The 13,914-nt window shown below is 41.6% G+C and carries 16 protein-coding genes; 12 read left to right on the forward strand and 4 right to left on the reverse strand.

What is annotated here, in order from left to right; genetic code table 11:
• Positions 1–166 precede the first annotated feature (166 nt).
• The 10 genes from R2I63_RS08205 to R2I63_RS08250 all read left to right on the forward strand — a co-directional run bounded on the left by R2I63_RS08205 (position 167) and on the right by R2I63_RS08250 (position 7,613).
• Positions 167–397: a KH domain-containing protein gene (locus R2I63_RS08205; RefSeq protein ID WP_316356643.1), complete on the forward strand. Its 231-nt coding sequence runs from the start codon at positions 167–169 to the stop codon at positions 395–397.
• A gap of 66 nt (positions 398–463) precedes the next feature.
• Positions 464–814 (forward strand): STAS domain-containing protein, encoded by a 351-nt coding sequence (locus R2I63_RS08210; protein WP_316356645.1) that lies wholly within the window; start codon positions 464–466, stop codon positions 812–814.
• Positions 815–834: 20 nt separating this feature from the next.
• Positions 835–1,848, forward strand: coding sequence for a tRNA (adenosine(37)-N6)-dimethylallyltransferase MiaA (gene miaA / locus R2I63_RS08215; RefSeq protein ID WP_316356648.1), 1,014 nt, complete (start codon positions 835–837; stop codon positions 1,846–1,848).
• Between the two features lie 59 nt (positions 1,849–1,907).
• Positions 1,908–3,446, forward strand: a complete 1,539-nt coding sequence (locus R2I63_RS08220) for a hypothetical protein (RefSeq protein WP_316356650.1) — start codon at positions 1,908–1,910, stop codon at positions 3,444–3,446.
• A 9-nt stretch (positions 3,447–3,455) separates the two neighbouring features.
• On the forward strand, positions 3,456–4,100 hold the full coding sequence (locus tag R2I63_RS08225) for an HAD family hydrolase (protein ID WP_316356653.1): 645 nt from the start codon (positions 3,456–3,458) through the stop codon (positions 4,098–4,100).
• Positions 4,085–4,693: a nicotinate (nicotinamide) nucleotide adenylyltransferase gene (gene nadD / locus R2I63_RS08230; RefSeq protein WP_316356656.1), complete on the forward strand. Its 609-nt coding sequence runs from the start codon at positions 4,085–4,087 to the stop codon at positions 4,691–4,693. Before R2I63_RS08225 ends, nadD begins: the two co-directional genes overlap by 16 nt.
• On the forward strand, positions 4,686–5,057 hold the full coding sequence (gene rsfS / locus R2I63_RS08235; RefSeq protein WP_316356659.1) for a ribosome silencing factor: 372 nt from the start codon (positions 4,686–4,688) through the stop codon (positions 5,055–5,057). Before nadD ends, rsfS begins: the two co-directional genes overlap by 8 nt.
• Positions 5,050–6,312 carry a beta-ketoacyl-ACP synthase II gene (gene fabF / locus R2I63_RS08240; protein ID WP_316356663.1) on the forward strand — a complete coding sequence of 421 codons (1,263 nt, stop codon included), beginning with the start codon at positions 5,050–5,052 and terminating at the stop codon, positions 6,310–6,312. The genes rsfS and fabF overlap by 8 nt, the downstream gene beginning before the upstream one ends.
• Positions 6,281–6,721, forward strand: a complete 441-nt coding sequence (locus tag R2I63_RS08245) for a bis(5'-nucleosyl)-tetraphosphatase (protein WP_316356665.1) — start codon at positions 6,281–6,283, stop codon at positions 6,719–6,721. The genes fabF and R2I63_RS08245 overlap by 32 nt, the downstream gene beginning before the upstream one ends.
• Before the next feature lie 70 nt (positions 6,722–6,791).
• The gene (locus R2I63_RS08250; RefSeq protein ID WP_316356667.1) at positions 6,792–7,613 is read left to right on the forward strand and encodes a hypothetical protein; all 822 of its coding nucleotides are present in this window, start codon (positions 6,792–6,794) and stop codon (positions 7,611–7,613) included.
• A gap of 109 nt (positions 7,614–7,722) precedes the next feature.
• On the opposite strand, the gene R2I63_RS08255 is transcribed toward R2I63_RS08250, so the two are convergent.
• The 3 genes from R2I63_RS08255 to R2I63_RS08265 form a co-directional block, all read right to left on the reverse strand.
• A complete protein-coding gene (locus R2I63_RS08255) occupies positions 7,723–8,256 on the reverse strand; it encodes an IS630 family transposase (protein WP_316359796.1) in 534 nt (177 codons plus the stop codon).
• The gene (locus R2I63_RS08260) at positions 8,180–8,548 is read right to left on the reverse strand and encodes an IS630 transposase-related protein (protein WP_316356670.1); all 369 of its coding nucleotides are present in this window, start codon (positions 8,546–8,548) and stop codon (positions 8,180–8,182) included. The genes R2I63_RS08255 and R2I63_RS08260 overlap by 77 nt, the downstream gene beginning before the upstream one ends.
• Positions 8,549–8,670: 122 nt before the next feature.
• Positions 8,671–9,432 (reverse strand): CPBP family intramembrane glutamic endopeptidase, encoded by a 762-nt coding sequence (locus tag R2I63_RS08265; RefSeq protein ID WP_316356671.1) that lies wholly within the window; start codon positions 9,430–9,432, stop codon positions 8,671–8,673.
• Between the two features lie 267 nt (positions 9,433–9,699).
• Here R2I63_RS08265 and R2I63_RS08270 point away from each other — a divergent pair.
• Positions 9,700–10,451 (forward strand): IS5 family transposase gene (locus R2I63_RS08270; RefSeq protein WP_445083689.1). Its coding sequence is split into 2 segments (ribosomal slippage): positions 9,700–10,060 and positions 10,060–10,451, totalling 753 coding nucleotides; the frame shifts between segments, so codons are not numbered across the junction.
• Positions 10,452–10,547: 96 nt separating this feature from the next.
• Positions 10,548–13,391: a hypothetical protein gene (locus R2I63_RS08275; protein ID WP_316356674.1), complete on the forward strand. Its 2,844-nt coding sequence runs from the start codon at positions 10,548–10,550 to the stop codon at positions 13,389–13,391.
• Here R2I63_RS08275 and R2I63_RS08280 read toward each other — a convergent pair.
• Positions 13,384–13,611 (reverse strand): hypothetical protein, encoded by a 228-nt coding sequence (locus tag R2I63_RS08280; protein ID WP_316356677.1) that lies wholly within the window; start codon positions 13,609–13,611, stop codon positions 13,384–13,386. The genes R2I63_RS08275 and R2I63_RS08280 overlap by 8 nt on opposite strands.
• Positions 13,612–13,914: the final 303 nt, after the last annotated feature.

The raw sequence follows: 13,914 nt of genomic DNA on the forward strand, positions 1-13,914 counted from the left end.
TAAATCCTTACTATAATTCTTCAAAAAAAAAACGTTTTAAGTCTTTAATAATAAGTATATAGCGTAATGTTTTGAATGTGAATGATTTTTGAATTTCGATTGCATAAAAGTTGAGCAAGTGATAACGTTTGCTGTTAACTTAATACATAAAAAACCGGATAGGTTCATGAAAGAATTTGTAGCTTATGTCATCCAAAATTTAGTCGACACTCCTGAGGATGTAAAAATAGAGATCTTTGACGGTTCTAAAAGTTCTGTTGTTGAAATTCGTGTGCATAATGATGATGTGGCAAGACTCGTAGGAAGACAAGGAAAGACCATCAAGGCACTTCGCCAAATTGCAATGACTGTTGCAGCTCGTCTTGGCCGCAAAGTACGGTTAGAAATCGTTCAATAATATCTGGATCTGTTTACAAAATAGTTGAGCCGCGGTATGCTGGGGTGAAATAAGAGAGTTGTTTCGATGACCTTTGGATTAAATATACAGATTGAAGAGGACCAGGGAATCACTTTGGTTCGCGTTGAGGGGCGTTTGGATGCTGCATCGGCTCCGCTGCTTGAGAAAAAACTTGTGGAGCAGGTAGAAGGTGGAAAAACAAAACTTCTGCTTGATTTCGCTAAGGTAAACTACTTGAGTAGTGCTGGAATGCGCCTTCTTTTGTCTACAACAAAAAAACTCAAAGGGGTCTCGGGTGGACTTCACCTATGCTCTGTCAGTGAAGAGGTGATGGAAATCATTAAAATGGCAGGGTTCGAAAGAATCATCCAGATTTTTCCAACTGAGCAAGAAGCACTCCAAGCTTTTTCAAACTAAATAGAAATAGAAGTAGCTCATTGAAAAGTGATCTCGTAGATGAGTTTGCTCATCAACCTGCCCCATCCCGTAGAAAAGTTCACTCTGACCAGCCAAGCAATCGTGTAATTGTGATTTCGGGTCCCACAGCAAGTGGCAAAACCCGCCTATCAATTGAAATGGCACGAATTTTGGGTGGGGAGATTGTTTCTGCCGACTCGGTTCAGGTTTATCGGGGGATGGACATTGGTACGGCAAAAGCCAGTTTGGAAGAACGGTTAGAATTCTCGCATCATTTGATCGATATTTGTGATCTTGCCGAGTCCTTCAATGTCGCTCAATTTTATGAACGAGCAACGGACGCCATTCGGGAGATTTTGGCTAGGAGACACGTTCCGATTGTGGTGGGAGGAACCGGTTTTTATTTGCATGCACTGCTCTATGGCCCGCCGCAAGGACCTCCAGCATCAGCTCAGGTGCGCCAAAAGCTTGAAGAAGATATAGAGAAATTTGGAACTGAAGCTCTTTATGAAAAGCTTTGCTTGATCGATCCAGAATATGGGCAGACGATTAATCATCGCGATAAGCATAAGATTGTGCGGGGGCTTGAAATTATAACTCTAACGGGAAAGCGCGTGAGCGATTTCCCTAAGGGGAATGTGCCAAACCGTCCCAAAGATTTTGATTTTCGGTGCTGGTTTACCTATTTCCCTAAAGATATTCTTTTTTCGAGAATTGAGATGCGTTGTGATGAGATGATGGCACAAGGATTTATTGAAGAGGTAGAAGAACTTCTTGAATTAGGTCTTCGAGAGAACTTGTCTGCAGCACAGGCAATTGGGTACCGGCAGTGTATCGAATTTATTGATTCTCCTCGAAGCGATGAAGATTGGGAGCATTTTGTCTGGGAGTTTAAAAAAACTTCTAGGCGTTATGCAAAAAGGCAATTCACGTGGTTTAGGAAGGAACCCCTATTCAGATGGGTTGATCTTGATATTCATGGGTATCAAAAAGCTCTTGAAATGATCCTCCAAGACTACGAAAGCAGATATTAGGCCTTCACTATAAATAGAGTTTCCTTTATATTTGCCTGAGCGGAAACCCTACAGGTATCATGGAAACAGAAAATACTGAAAAAAAAGAAAAAGAGAAAAAGCCTCCAATAGAATCGGAAGAATTCAAAGAGTTTCGAGAATCTTTTGAATCTGCTAAAGAGATAGAAGATAAAGTGCGGCTTGCACTTGATTTTATGAAATCAGTTCTCTCGAGACCTGATGGGGTGACTCTGAAGGATTTCTGGGATGTGAAAAAACTCTGTGGTCCCCTGTTTAAAGAGCAGATGAATCCGATTAAGAGGAATCACCTCTGGACTGAGTACGCTGAGCTTGGAGATGAAGCACGTCGTTTAAAAGAGATCAAAGATGAACAAGCAGCATTTTCTGTTGAACAGGTAGAGCTTGCAATTGAAGCTCTAGAAGCTGATTTAGATCATTATGACCGCTTAGTGGAGCAAATAGCGTCAGTTGTTTTTCCTAAAGGTGTCGAAGTTCTCGAGATAAAGGAAGCCGATTACCGCTCTGCTCAAAGAGAACTTTCTTTGTTAAAGACTCTCATTTCCCGTCTTGATTCCTTGCGAAAGGAGATCTTGGCAATCGACATGAGAATAAGTCATAAGAATAAAATCCTAAAGCGCCTTTCCAAGTTGGGAGACCAGATTTTCCCCAAAAGAAAAGAGCTGGTTAAGGCGGTTAGTGACGCATTTATTGCAGATGTGGAAGGTTTCATAAAGAGACGCTTTCCTGAGGAAGGAGACAAATATGACGCTCCCTACTATGTTATTCGAAATGAAATTAAAACCTTTCAGGGTTTTGCAAAGGTTCTGACCTTGAATACCCAAGCTTTCACAAAATCGCGGAAAATACTTAGTGAAGGATGGGACAAAATCAAGGAAAAGGAGACTGAGCGACGCGCTGAGATGGGCGAACGATTTGAAGAACAGAAGAAGAATTTTGATGAGCTTCTTCCTAAAATCGAGGCTTTTGAGGCTTTTTGCGCAAACCCGGAAAATCAAGAGCGATCTAAAGTTCTAGGGGAGTCAAATGCTCTTCAAGAGGTAATGAAAGGAGTCTCGTTAAGTCGTGATCATGTGAAACTTTTGAAAGATCGCATTCAAAAAGCACGCAGTGGGGTTCTTGATCAAGTAAAAGCTAAAGTTGATGAGAAAAAGGCAGCAGCGTTAAAAGAAATTGATGATCTAAAGGAAAAGCTTGCTCAATTGATTAAAAATGAAGATGGGACAGCTTTAGAGGACTTAGAAAAAGAGGAAGAAGAGCTGAAGAAATCCTATGAATCATTGAACCTTTCTGCAGTTGAAATTCATAAATTTGAAAGAGATTTTGCAGATCTTCGTAGCTTTATTTTTAATAAAAAAGAAGGTGTTCTCGAGGAGGACACGTTAGAAAGCCTCTACGAAGAAAGAGCGTCCCATGTTGAAGTGATCAAAAGGCAGGTTGAGGAGTATCGAAAAGAAATGGGGGGCTCTAATCTTGACTTTGAAAAGGCGATGACCTATCGTGAGCTTTATGATAGCGCCAAGATCCATCTTGATAGGGATATTGAAGCGCTTGAAAATCTTGAAGAAAAACTAGTCTAGTATCGACTATTGAAACAGATCAGTGCATTTGACCTTGACCACACGTTGGTCCGCTCGAACTCCAGCCTCCTCTTTTATCGCTATTTGATATCGAGAGGGTTTTATCGCCCCATCTCACTTATTGGGACGATGCTCTACTCTGTCCGTCATTATTTTCTTAATTTAAGCCTGACGGAACTGCACCAGAAAGTATTCGAGAAATTTTTAAAGGGGGCGCCCCTTCAACTCGTGCAAGATGAGGTGACTGCGTTTTTGAAAAAGGACTTTTATCGTTTCCTCTATTTACCTACCTTCAATCGTTTACGCCGTGCACAGCACGAGGGACATTATACTGTAATCTTGTCGAATGGTCCTTCTTTTGTTGTAGGACCCATTGCTGAGTATTTAGGAGTTAATGAATGGTATTCTTCGAACTATAGCGTGGATGAAAAGGGAAATTTCAGTTCCATTGAATCAATTCTTCTTGGAGACGGAAAAGCTGTTTGCATGGAGCGACTGACCCAACGTTTAAAGACGTCTTCTGCAAAGGTGACTGCTTATTCCGATAGTGACCTAGACCTTCCGTTTCTGGAATCAGCTGGAAGCCCCGTGGCTGTTAATCCTAACTCAAAACTGCTCAAGGTTTCTAAGGAGCATTCATGGGAAATCATCTGAAAAAGATTGGTTTTTTTGGAGGGACTTTTGATCCAATTCATATAGGCCATCTCAATTTGGCTATGCGTATTATGGAACTCAAAGGTCTAGACCAGATCCTTTTTTGTCCCGCAAACATATCTCCAACAAAGGGAGCAACACCTCCTGAGGCAGCTGCAAATCACCGCCTTAATATGTTGCAACTTGCCCTTGAAGATGTTCCTAACTGCGACCCCTATGATGGAGAGATTCAACGTCCTCCACCTTCATTCACAATCGATACTCTCCAGGAGATTAAAGGAGATCTTCATTTGATTGTTGCTGAAGATACTGCATGTGGATTTGGAGAGTGGAGAGGTATCGATAGACTTCTTGAAATAGCTCCTCCACTTGTGGGAGTAAGACATGGCTTTGATACTAAAAAATTAAATCAACTTTCAGAAACAATCAAATTGAAAGTTGAGCAGGGGATGTGCAAAACCCCTGCAATGGATGTAAGTAGCAGTGAGATTCGGGAGAGACTCAAAAAAAGGCTATATTGTGGACATCTAGTTCAGGGAAAAGTGCTAGACTACATTCATCAAAATACTATATACTCTCCACCATATGGTTAAAGATCTTTCGTATATAATCCGGCAAATCGCGCAAGCGATTTATGACAAAAAAGGGACCAATGTTATCGCTATAGATGTGCGGGGCATTTCGTCAATTACTGATTATATCATCATTGCTGATGGGAATGTTGATCGGCATGTGTCTGCGCTTGCAACAGAGATTCAACATATCATGAGAGATGCGGGAGAGAAACCGGTCCATATTGAGGGGCAGCAAGTTGGAGATTGGGTTGTTCTTGATTACTTCCAAGTGGTCATTCATCTTCTCCTTCCTGATATGCGGCAAAAGTATCAGTTAGAACGCCTGTGGCCTGAAGGCAAGGTGATAGATTTAGATTTAACCTCTAAGGTGAAAAGTGAGTAAAAAGCGCCGTATTGTTGTGACAGGAATGGGAGTTGTCTCCTGTTTTGGAACTGATGTTGATCAGTTCTATCAAAGTCTTTTAGAAGGGAAAAGTGGAATCGCCCCTATTACCCAATTCCCATGTGAAGAGTATCCCACGCGTTTTGCAGGATCGGTCCAAGATTTTGAAGTTGGCGAATATATGGATAAAAAGCAAGCGCGTCGCGTAGACCCTTTTATTCGCTACACAATGGTTGCAGGTAAAAAAGCCTTAGAAAATGCAGGTCTGACGGGTGACGAGCTTGAAAAACTTGATAAGTCTCGTTGCGGTGTCCTCATTGGCTCTGGAATGGGGGGGATGTCGGTCTTTTTTGAAGGGAATAAGACCCTTTTTGATAAAGGGTTTAATCGCATTACTCCTTTCTTTGTCCCTTATATTATCACTAATATGGGCGGTGGCCTCTTAGCTATAGACCTAGGGTTTACTGGCCCAACCTACTCGATTTCGACTGCTTGCGCAACAGCAAACTACTCGATTGTTTCTGCAGCACAACATATTGAGCGGGGAGATGCTAATATTATGGTTTGCGGGGGAAGTGAAGCCCCCATTAACCCAATTGGAGTTGCCGGATTTGTTGTGATGAAAGCGCTTTCTGAGCGAAACGATGACATGGAAGGAGCTTCTCGCCCTTGGGACAAGTCTCGTGATGGTTTTGTTATCGGCGAGGGTGCAGGTGTTCTTGTTCTTGAAGAATATGAGCATGCTAAAAAGCGTGGAGCAACGATTCTTGCGGAGTACTTGGGTGGTGCGGTTTCTACCGATGCTTATCATATCACAAGTCCACGCGAAGATGGATCAGGGGTAGCTAGTTGTATAGAGACAGCTATCGAGGATGCCAATATCGATAAAAAAGATATCAATTATGTCAATGCTCATGCGACAGCAACGTCAGTGGGTGACCTCTGTGAAGTGCGCGGAATACGCACTGTCTTTGGCGATCAAGTCAAAGAGATGAAGATGAACGCGACCAAATCAATGACTGGTCATTGTCTAGGGGCTGCTGGGGGTGTTGAAGCGATTGCAACGATCAAAGCCATCCAAACAAAAAAACTCCATCCGAACCTTAATTTGAAGGATCCTGAAGGAGAGCTTGAGGGGTTCAATATTGTTGGGGATAAAGCCGAGGATTTTGAAGTCAAAGCGGGGATTTCTAACTCCTTTGGGTTTGGTGGACACAATTCCGTTGTCATCTTTAGTCCTTGTGAAACCGCTTAAGAGTTATTGTTTCGGGATTGTTCCCCTTACTTGTCGTGCAGGCTGTTGGGAAGTCTTTCTTGTTCGCCATCTCAATGGGGGGCATTGGTCCTTCCCTAAGGGACACAAAGAGACAGGGGAGTCTCCAAAAGAGGTTGCTGAGCGTGAGCTCAAAGAGGAAACGGGAATGGAGGTGATCCGCTATCTTGACACACCTTATGTTGTTGAAAAGTACCAATTCCATCATGAGGGGATTCTTGTCGACAAAACCGTTCGTTTTTACCTTGCCGAAGTGACTCCCAGCTACACTCTCCAAGCAGAGGAAATTTCTGAAGGTAAGTGGCTTCCTATTAATGAGATAATCGAATATGTCACCTTTGAAGAAGAGCGCAAACTATACCTTTCTGTGATAGACATTCTAAATAAGTAATAACAAATATCTTAACCATTCATATTAATAATCTTTTGGGCTATACTCCTGTCCAGAATTAAGCGAGGAAATGATGGAAAAAACAATGAGCCCACTTCTCATCAGACATAGTCACATCTGGGAGAACAATCTAATTTTTCGATCGTTAGAGGTTACTGCGATTACTGCTGCATGTGCCCTGCTTACGAAGTTTGCAATGAAAGAAGCTCAACGTCTTTCAAAATGGAACTTTGAGCCCTTCAAGGGAAATGTTCCTCCGAACCTTGCTTTTGGAACACTCTTTATTGCTTATGTTTCCTTTGCTCTTCGGACGACCAAGGTGCACCCTCTTAAAAACCTCCATCAATTCTTAACTGATATTTTAAACAGCAATAACATTGTTGGGGATGATACGTTAATTGAAAGAAATATGGGGCAATACAGCAAAAAGAATGCGATCGTAGCTCAGCTAAATTCTCCACGCTATAACCTGATTACCCTTAATAGTACGGCTATTACGAAGGATGGCACAGCAGGAGATCAACTGTTAGCACTTCTCACCGGGGATCCAAATAATTTAAGCGAGGAAAGAGCCGCGCGTGTTTTGAATCAACTAGAAGCACAGGTTTTCGGTGACCCTACAATTGATATTCAGGGTTTTCTCTATCAGGTTTTTCCTTTCGCAACGATTGGTCAGGATGAGCGCGTTGAAGCCAAACCTAAGTATGACCTCACGGTTACTGCGGATAGCTTTGATGTCCAAGTCAGTCGACCAATGCGCATCATACATGGGACCGATACACTTGCCTATCTAAGTCTCACGGTTAATCTCTCCATTCCTAAGAAAGAAGCTACCCCAGAAACGGCTTCCTACACTTGGGCTATCACAGAAGTTAAAAACTTTATTAATTAGTGCGTGCGATTTTAACCTTTGATTAATTCATATAATTAATTTTAATTTAGATAATGCCGTCATGAGATAGAAGCCCAAAGAGCGATATAGCTAAAGTGACTTAAATTAGTTATAGGCAGAGCTCCTTGAAAAGTTCGTCTATTCCACATTGATATTTTCTTCGCTTAGACTTTGCCTGTGCCCACTTGTGTTCAATAGGGTTTAGATCAGGGGAATAGGGAGGAAGATATTCCAAGGTATGGCCTGCAGCGTGGATCTTCTTTTGCATAGATTTGCTTTTATGGAATGAAGCATTATCCATAACCAGAATACTTTCAGAGGGAAGTTTCGGTAGCAAGTCCTCCTCTGCCCAAATGGAAAAGGCATCTGTATTAATATTGCACTCGAATAACGCAAGTGTAAGGAGGCTTGTTCCAAGTAATGCCCCTATTGCATTTGTTCTTCCTTTTGCTCCCCAATCATGAGTGCCAAAACATCGCTGTCCTATTTTGGAGTAACCGTGGGTGCGGGGCATATCATGGGCAAACCCGCTTTCATCAATATATACAATTGGCTTTCCCAAACGTTTATATTCTGCGATTTTTCCTTGAAAGATTTGTCTTTTTGTTTCGCAGGCCTTGGGATGGTTGAGAGTTTTTTTTATAGCTAATTCTTAACCTCTTCATGGCACACCGAATGCCTGAAGTGCTTACGTTAAGACGATGTGCTCGTTCATAGTTGAAGGCATCAGGGTATTTCTTGATATCCTCCATCAAGATCTCTCTATCAATCTTTATTGCAGGTCTGATTTTAGTGCGCCTCGGCTCTAACCTCTTAGACCAGAGAAACACACTATTTACACTTACTCCAAAGCGTCTTGCTACTTGGACAAAGCTTAATTTTTCTTTGCTCCGGATCGATAGAACTTTTTTTCTAAAATCTAGCGAATATGTCATTCAAAAAATTATAACTAAAACGAAATATTTTAGCTATATCCATCAGAGTACCTTCATCCTTCAACACTATCTTTTTTAAGATAATAGCACAGTTTTTCAAAGATTAAAAAGAACTCAATGGGTCATAAAAGCTTAGGTGAGGGATCTTTTGGCATTGAATTCAGCATTTGATCAAAGCAATAGACACCTAATCTACAAATTAATTGATGTTTCAAAGAGAAAAAAGTCAAACCAAGTGCAATACCAATAAAACCTGGGAGAATACTAGTAGGAGAAAGCTCTTTTATGACTTCTTTCATTTTTCCTTCAGGAATTACTATTTGAGCTCCATGAAAGTTAAAACCCATATGCACAAGAATACTAGCTGTCAACCCTACCTTTGTTTTTGCTATGGAACATAATGGACCCAAAATAAGGGCACAAAAACAGACTTGATAAGCAGTCATAGCAAATGCTTTAGAAGTTCTCTCTGTGCCGAAATAATTTAAAGAATGGACAAGACCAAACGCTCCGCTGCTAACTGCAGCTGTTTGTAGATTTGTTAGTGTGTAATACTTAGGAAGTAGTATATCAGGCAAGTATTTTCTATAAATGATCTCTTCAGCGATTGGAGCTACAATTGTCATTATGACAAAAAGGAACAGAATCTTAGCATTCCCTATTTCAGAGAGCTTTTGAATCTCTTCTTCTGTAGGATGCAGACCCATGGACCCACCAACGAACTTTACTGGATACTGAGCTATGTACCCAGCGGCTCCACAAGCTAGCATTTGCGCAACCCTTAGATCATTAACCTTTTGGGTAACTCCGATCAGAGAGCTAACTCCTTTAGTAGCATAGGAATAAACAGAATTTATCCCATAATTAAAAACATTTGTTATCATCTTTTTCCTCAGTTGATATAATAATACAATACCTGGTTTTTGTTAAAATTAAAACAATAAAAAATGTTTTATATTAGTAAGTTTTTTTATTAATTTTAAGAATTATATGAATAAAGCGCCGATTTAATAAGACCCATTTTTATATCTTGGGAAAGTGCCTATCCTAGTTTATCGGAAGCGACGTGATAGCCGGGGTCTTCTAGATAGTATCGTCAAGAAATTTTGAATTTGATATACTTTGCTGTCTTATACCAATGCAACAAAGGAATTTTCTATGGGAAAGCATCGCATCGTCACCACGATATTTCAGATAAAGTCTGGGAATTGTTAGCTCCTCACCTGCCAGGTCGAAAAGGGGGTTGGGGTGCCGTAGCAAAAGATAACCGTCTGTTCATTAACGCTGTTTTCTGGATTCTTCGAACAGGCTCTCCTTGGAGAGACTTACCACCTGATTATGGAGATTGGAAAAACACTCACCGTCGCTTTTGTCGTTGGCAGGATGCTAGAATTTGGGAAGCGTTGCTTGAATGTTTAGTGGAAGATCCTGACTATGAATGGCTCATGGTGCACCCTCATGCATCGGGAGCTAAAGGCGGTAATCAAGACATGAGTCGGACAAAAGGGGGCTTAACACAAAAATACACTTGGCCGTGGATGCGCATGGTATGCCAGTCCGAATTGTTGTTACGCAAGGTACCACTCATGACAGCACTCAAGCAAGTTTCTTGATCCAAGATATTTCAGGAGAGCATTTGCTCGCCGATAAAGCTTATAATAGTGACGCAATTATATTGCAAGCCGAGAGTCAGGGCATAAATCCAGTCATTCCTCTGAGGTCAAATCGCAAAAAATGGAGAGAATTTGATAAAGCACTATATAAGCTTCGACACCTTGTAGAAAATGCTTTTCTCCACCTAAAACGATGGCGTGGAATAGCCACTCGATATGCCAAAAATACAGCTTCATTCATAGCTGCAGTGCAAATTCGTTGTATCGCTCTTTGGGCTTCTATCTCATGACGATACTATCTAATTTATAAAATTAATTTTAATTTAGTTTGTGTTTTTATTTTATGGGGTGCTTATGTATAATGTGGGCCTAATTGAGGTTGGTTTATGCAAGAAGTACAAAATCGCTTTCCTGCGCATTTTCATCAGATTCATTTTCGGAAAGTCGTTCAGACAGTTGTAGTTACAGCTGCGTTGATGGCAATTACCAGATTCACCATTGGGCATGCGCAAAAAAGGACTAAAAAGCCGATTACTCCTTTTAAGGGGAATCAAAGAGCGACTCTTGCGTACTCAGCGGCATCTGTTGCTTGTCTTGCTGCTAGCATGGCTGCGATGGGCTTTTTCACAAAACAACCTGGACAAAACCCTCGAATCGGCCCCTTCCGACCTGTTGATGAAGTTCAAGAGGATCACGAAGTTGATTTAGTTCAACCCATTAGAAGGGAAGAGGGTCGAGAGGTGGCAGTCATTCCTGAGAGAGAAGCGTTGAATGCTATGAGGCTTTCTCGAGAGACGGTATTGAATGCACTCCAGGACAGGAATCTTCATAGGCTCCGACAGGATATTTTTGTTGGAGGACAACGAGTGACTATTCATCTCAATCTCAGAAATGCAAGTGCTGTGAGACAATACCTAGGGACTCTCAATGCTCTTGAACGGAGGCTTCAGATTCCTATGCAAAGAAGAGGAGCGCTCGAGATGCCTCCTTCTCAGCACGGAGCGCTTATTCCGCAGCAGAAAGCAATCCTGTCTTTGCCCGACCATCGTGCACTGTTCTTCCAAAGAGAAGCTCAGCTAAGGTTTGATCACCAGCTGAATAGAGGACCGTTGGAAGATATGCTTTTGCCATCTCTTTCTGATTCTTTAAGATTGCCAGGTCGAAGGGAACTTGTTTCTCCAGAAGAAAGTAATCCTGACGATTTTATCCTTGTAAGCCGTCCATGCCGTCCATGCCTGCCAGAAATTGGTGTTTCTAATGAGCATCTCTTTGGACAAAATGGGGTCTTAATGCGTTTGATGCTCTTCCGCAATCTTTTGAATGAATATAATCACCTGTTACAAGAAGAAGGAATCGACCTAGCGAATGACCATGAATCTCAAGAGTTGCTTCTAGTTCTCTATTACCTAACCAATCCGACATCGGCAAGTGATGCTAAAGAGCAATATGAACAATTTGTGGATGCTCATGAGGCGCTGATCCTTGCAGAAAAAAACGAAGAGGTAGCTCGCATTTGTAGTGTGATTGCGCGCGTACGAATGACTCCTAGAATCCAATCTTTTCAAAATGACTTTGTGCAGCAGCACATCAATCCTCATGATCGATTGACGCTTCAAAACTTCTCTCGGATTTTTGTTGAGAGAAACAAAGCGATTGCTGCATCGGATCCTCTGATGAGGGTTCATTGGTGGACATGCAATACGATTAAATTTCACGGAGCGATGAGTGGGGCCCACTACCTAAAGATCAATCCTCCACAACTCAGAAATATCGAAGATGGTGTTTACTACCTCCGCCACGCCACGCCTAATAAATATGACAGCGTTAAAGGTGTTATTATTGATCCTCTTTATCGAGAATTTCTTCAAGGGGCGGATGGACTTGTTCTCTATGCTGCGCATCAGCGTCTTAAAGATGATGGATCTCCAGAAAATGAAGATGTTCGGTGCCAAACCCTGCTCCAGCTAGAGCACGAAGAAAAGAATTTGATGCTCCTGTTTCAATCGGTTGAGAACACCCTTTTTAAGAGAGGAGCAAGAACCTTTGAAGCATTAAAAAACCAACTTATTGCCTCCTTCTATCAAGCCGAAGGGCATCGCTTAAATCGTCTCCCGCTGCGCCTTGGGAATCGCGAAGGATACAGAGAAAAAATGAAAGAGATCTGCGATTTCATTCATCAACGGTTTTTCGGAAATCGTCTTAACGTCAATCAAGATCGTGTCGACCTTTACGGAGGATTGGAAGAAGAGAAAAAGACGACTGAATGGCAAATGTTTATCATGCTCTTCTATTACTACCAACGCGAGGGTCTTAAGGCAGACTATTCCATCAAATATGTGAACACAGGGTGCAAGGATGATTTCGATCGAGGGGGAGGACAGAATATGACGACGGATCTTATGCACCTCTTTGAGAGACATGGGAAGGAGATTCCTCCCGAAAAACTCGAGGCGATTATGGATAGTGTTCAAGCTCCAACATTGCAGCTTAAAGGAACGGAGCCAATCAAATACCGTATTCATCCAGCACTTTGTGTTGCAGAGCTTTTAATATCGCTTGAGCAAGAAAATATCCTTGCAATTCAGAGGCGAGGAAGAGTGAGTGAGGTTATTGTTGAAAAGCGCGAACACCAGCCTGCGATCGCTACTCCAAAATTTGCCCAAACTCTCGGAGAGTATAAAGCAATTTTAACTTCCTTAAGTAGGCGCTCGTATACTGTTCATTCAGCTGACATGATTAAAAAAAATTGCACCATGTCGAGGGAGCAGATTGTTCCTCAGCTTGAGAGGAACTATGCAAATGGGTTGATGGTGGATGGATATCTTTATGATGGTACAGTAGGATGGGGATGGGACACATACCCTTATACGATTGAACAAATCTATAAAGAACTCACCGAAACACACCTGCTTTCTGAAGGAGCTGCCGTGCGTATTATGAATCAGCTCGAAGTGCAAATTTATTCGCAGCCATTTTCAGAACTCAAAAAGAACCTCGAAGTAGGCGAGCTGATGCTAAGGGGTGTATCAGGAAAACACTCTCCAATTTCTCTTGCCACAGTAGGAGAGGAGTTCGTGGTGAATGGTCAAACGCAGTGTGAAATTGTGGATGTGTCAAAAGATGGCGCGCGTGTTGCGAGTTTAGACGTAAACGTCACGCTCCGCATCCCTAAGTCTGAAGAACAGAGGGAAAGCGGATCGTGGTCTTGGCGCGTTAACCAGATTAGCTAAGCAGGGCTTTTCTCATGGCGTCGATCTGATTAGCCCCGGGATTACTTGCCTTATCAGTAATATCCCAATCATGAGGCCTTTGACTTGTCGCAAAAAGCTTCATATTTTCTGTATTGCTAGTCATTCCCTGACCACTAACGCCTTTTGTCTGATGTGAACCATGACCCATGGTTGGTGAAGTATTAGGTCTAATTGGTTCTCTTGTTCCATCAATTCTCATAATGGCACTCCTTGTGTGTTTAAAATGTAATCATAGTTGATTACTCAAAAAAGTATTTTCGCGTCAAATTAATGTTCTTTAAAGACTCGAGCTCCCTATTTTCTAAATCTGCAGTTCTGTTATCTCAAGTTCGTTGTTTGTAATTTCGGTCTTTAATTTCATTAAAAACATTAACGCGTTCTAATATAATTTTCTCAATACAATATTTATTTGTCAATATAATTAAATCGAGTTTAGTTACTATCTCTCTTAAAAAGAGCTTCTTGTGGATTTTGGTATAAAATAAAAATTTGAACAATAGTC

It is taken from the genome of Candidatus Neptunochlamydia sp. REUL1 (assembly GCF_963457595.1).
Classification (GTDB): Bacteria; Chlamydiota; Chlamydiia; order Chlamydiales; family Simkaniaceae; genus Neptunichlamydia.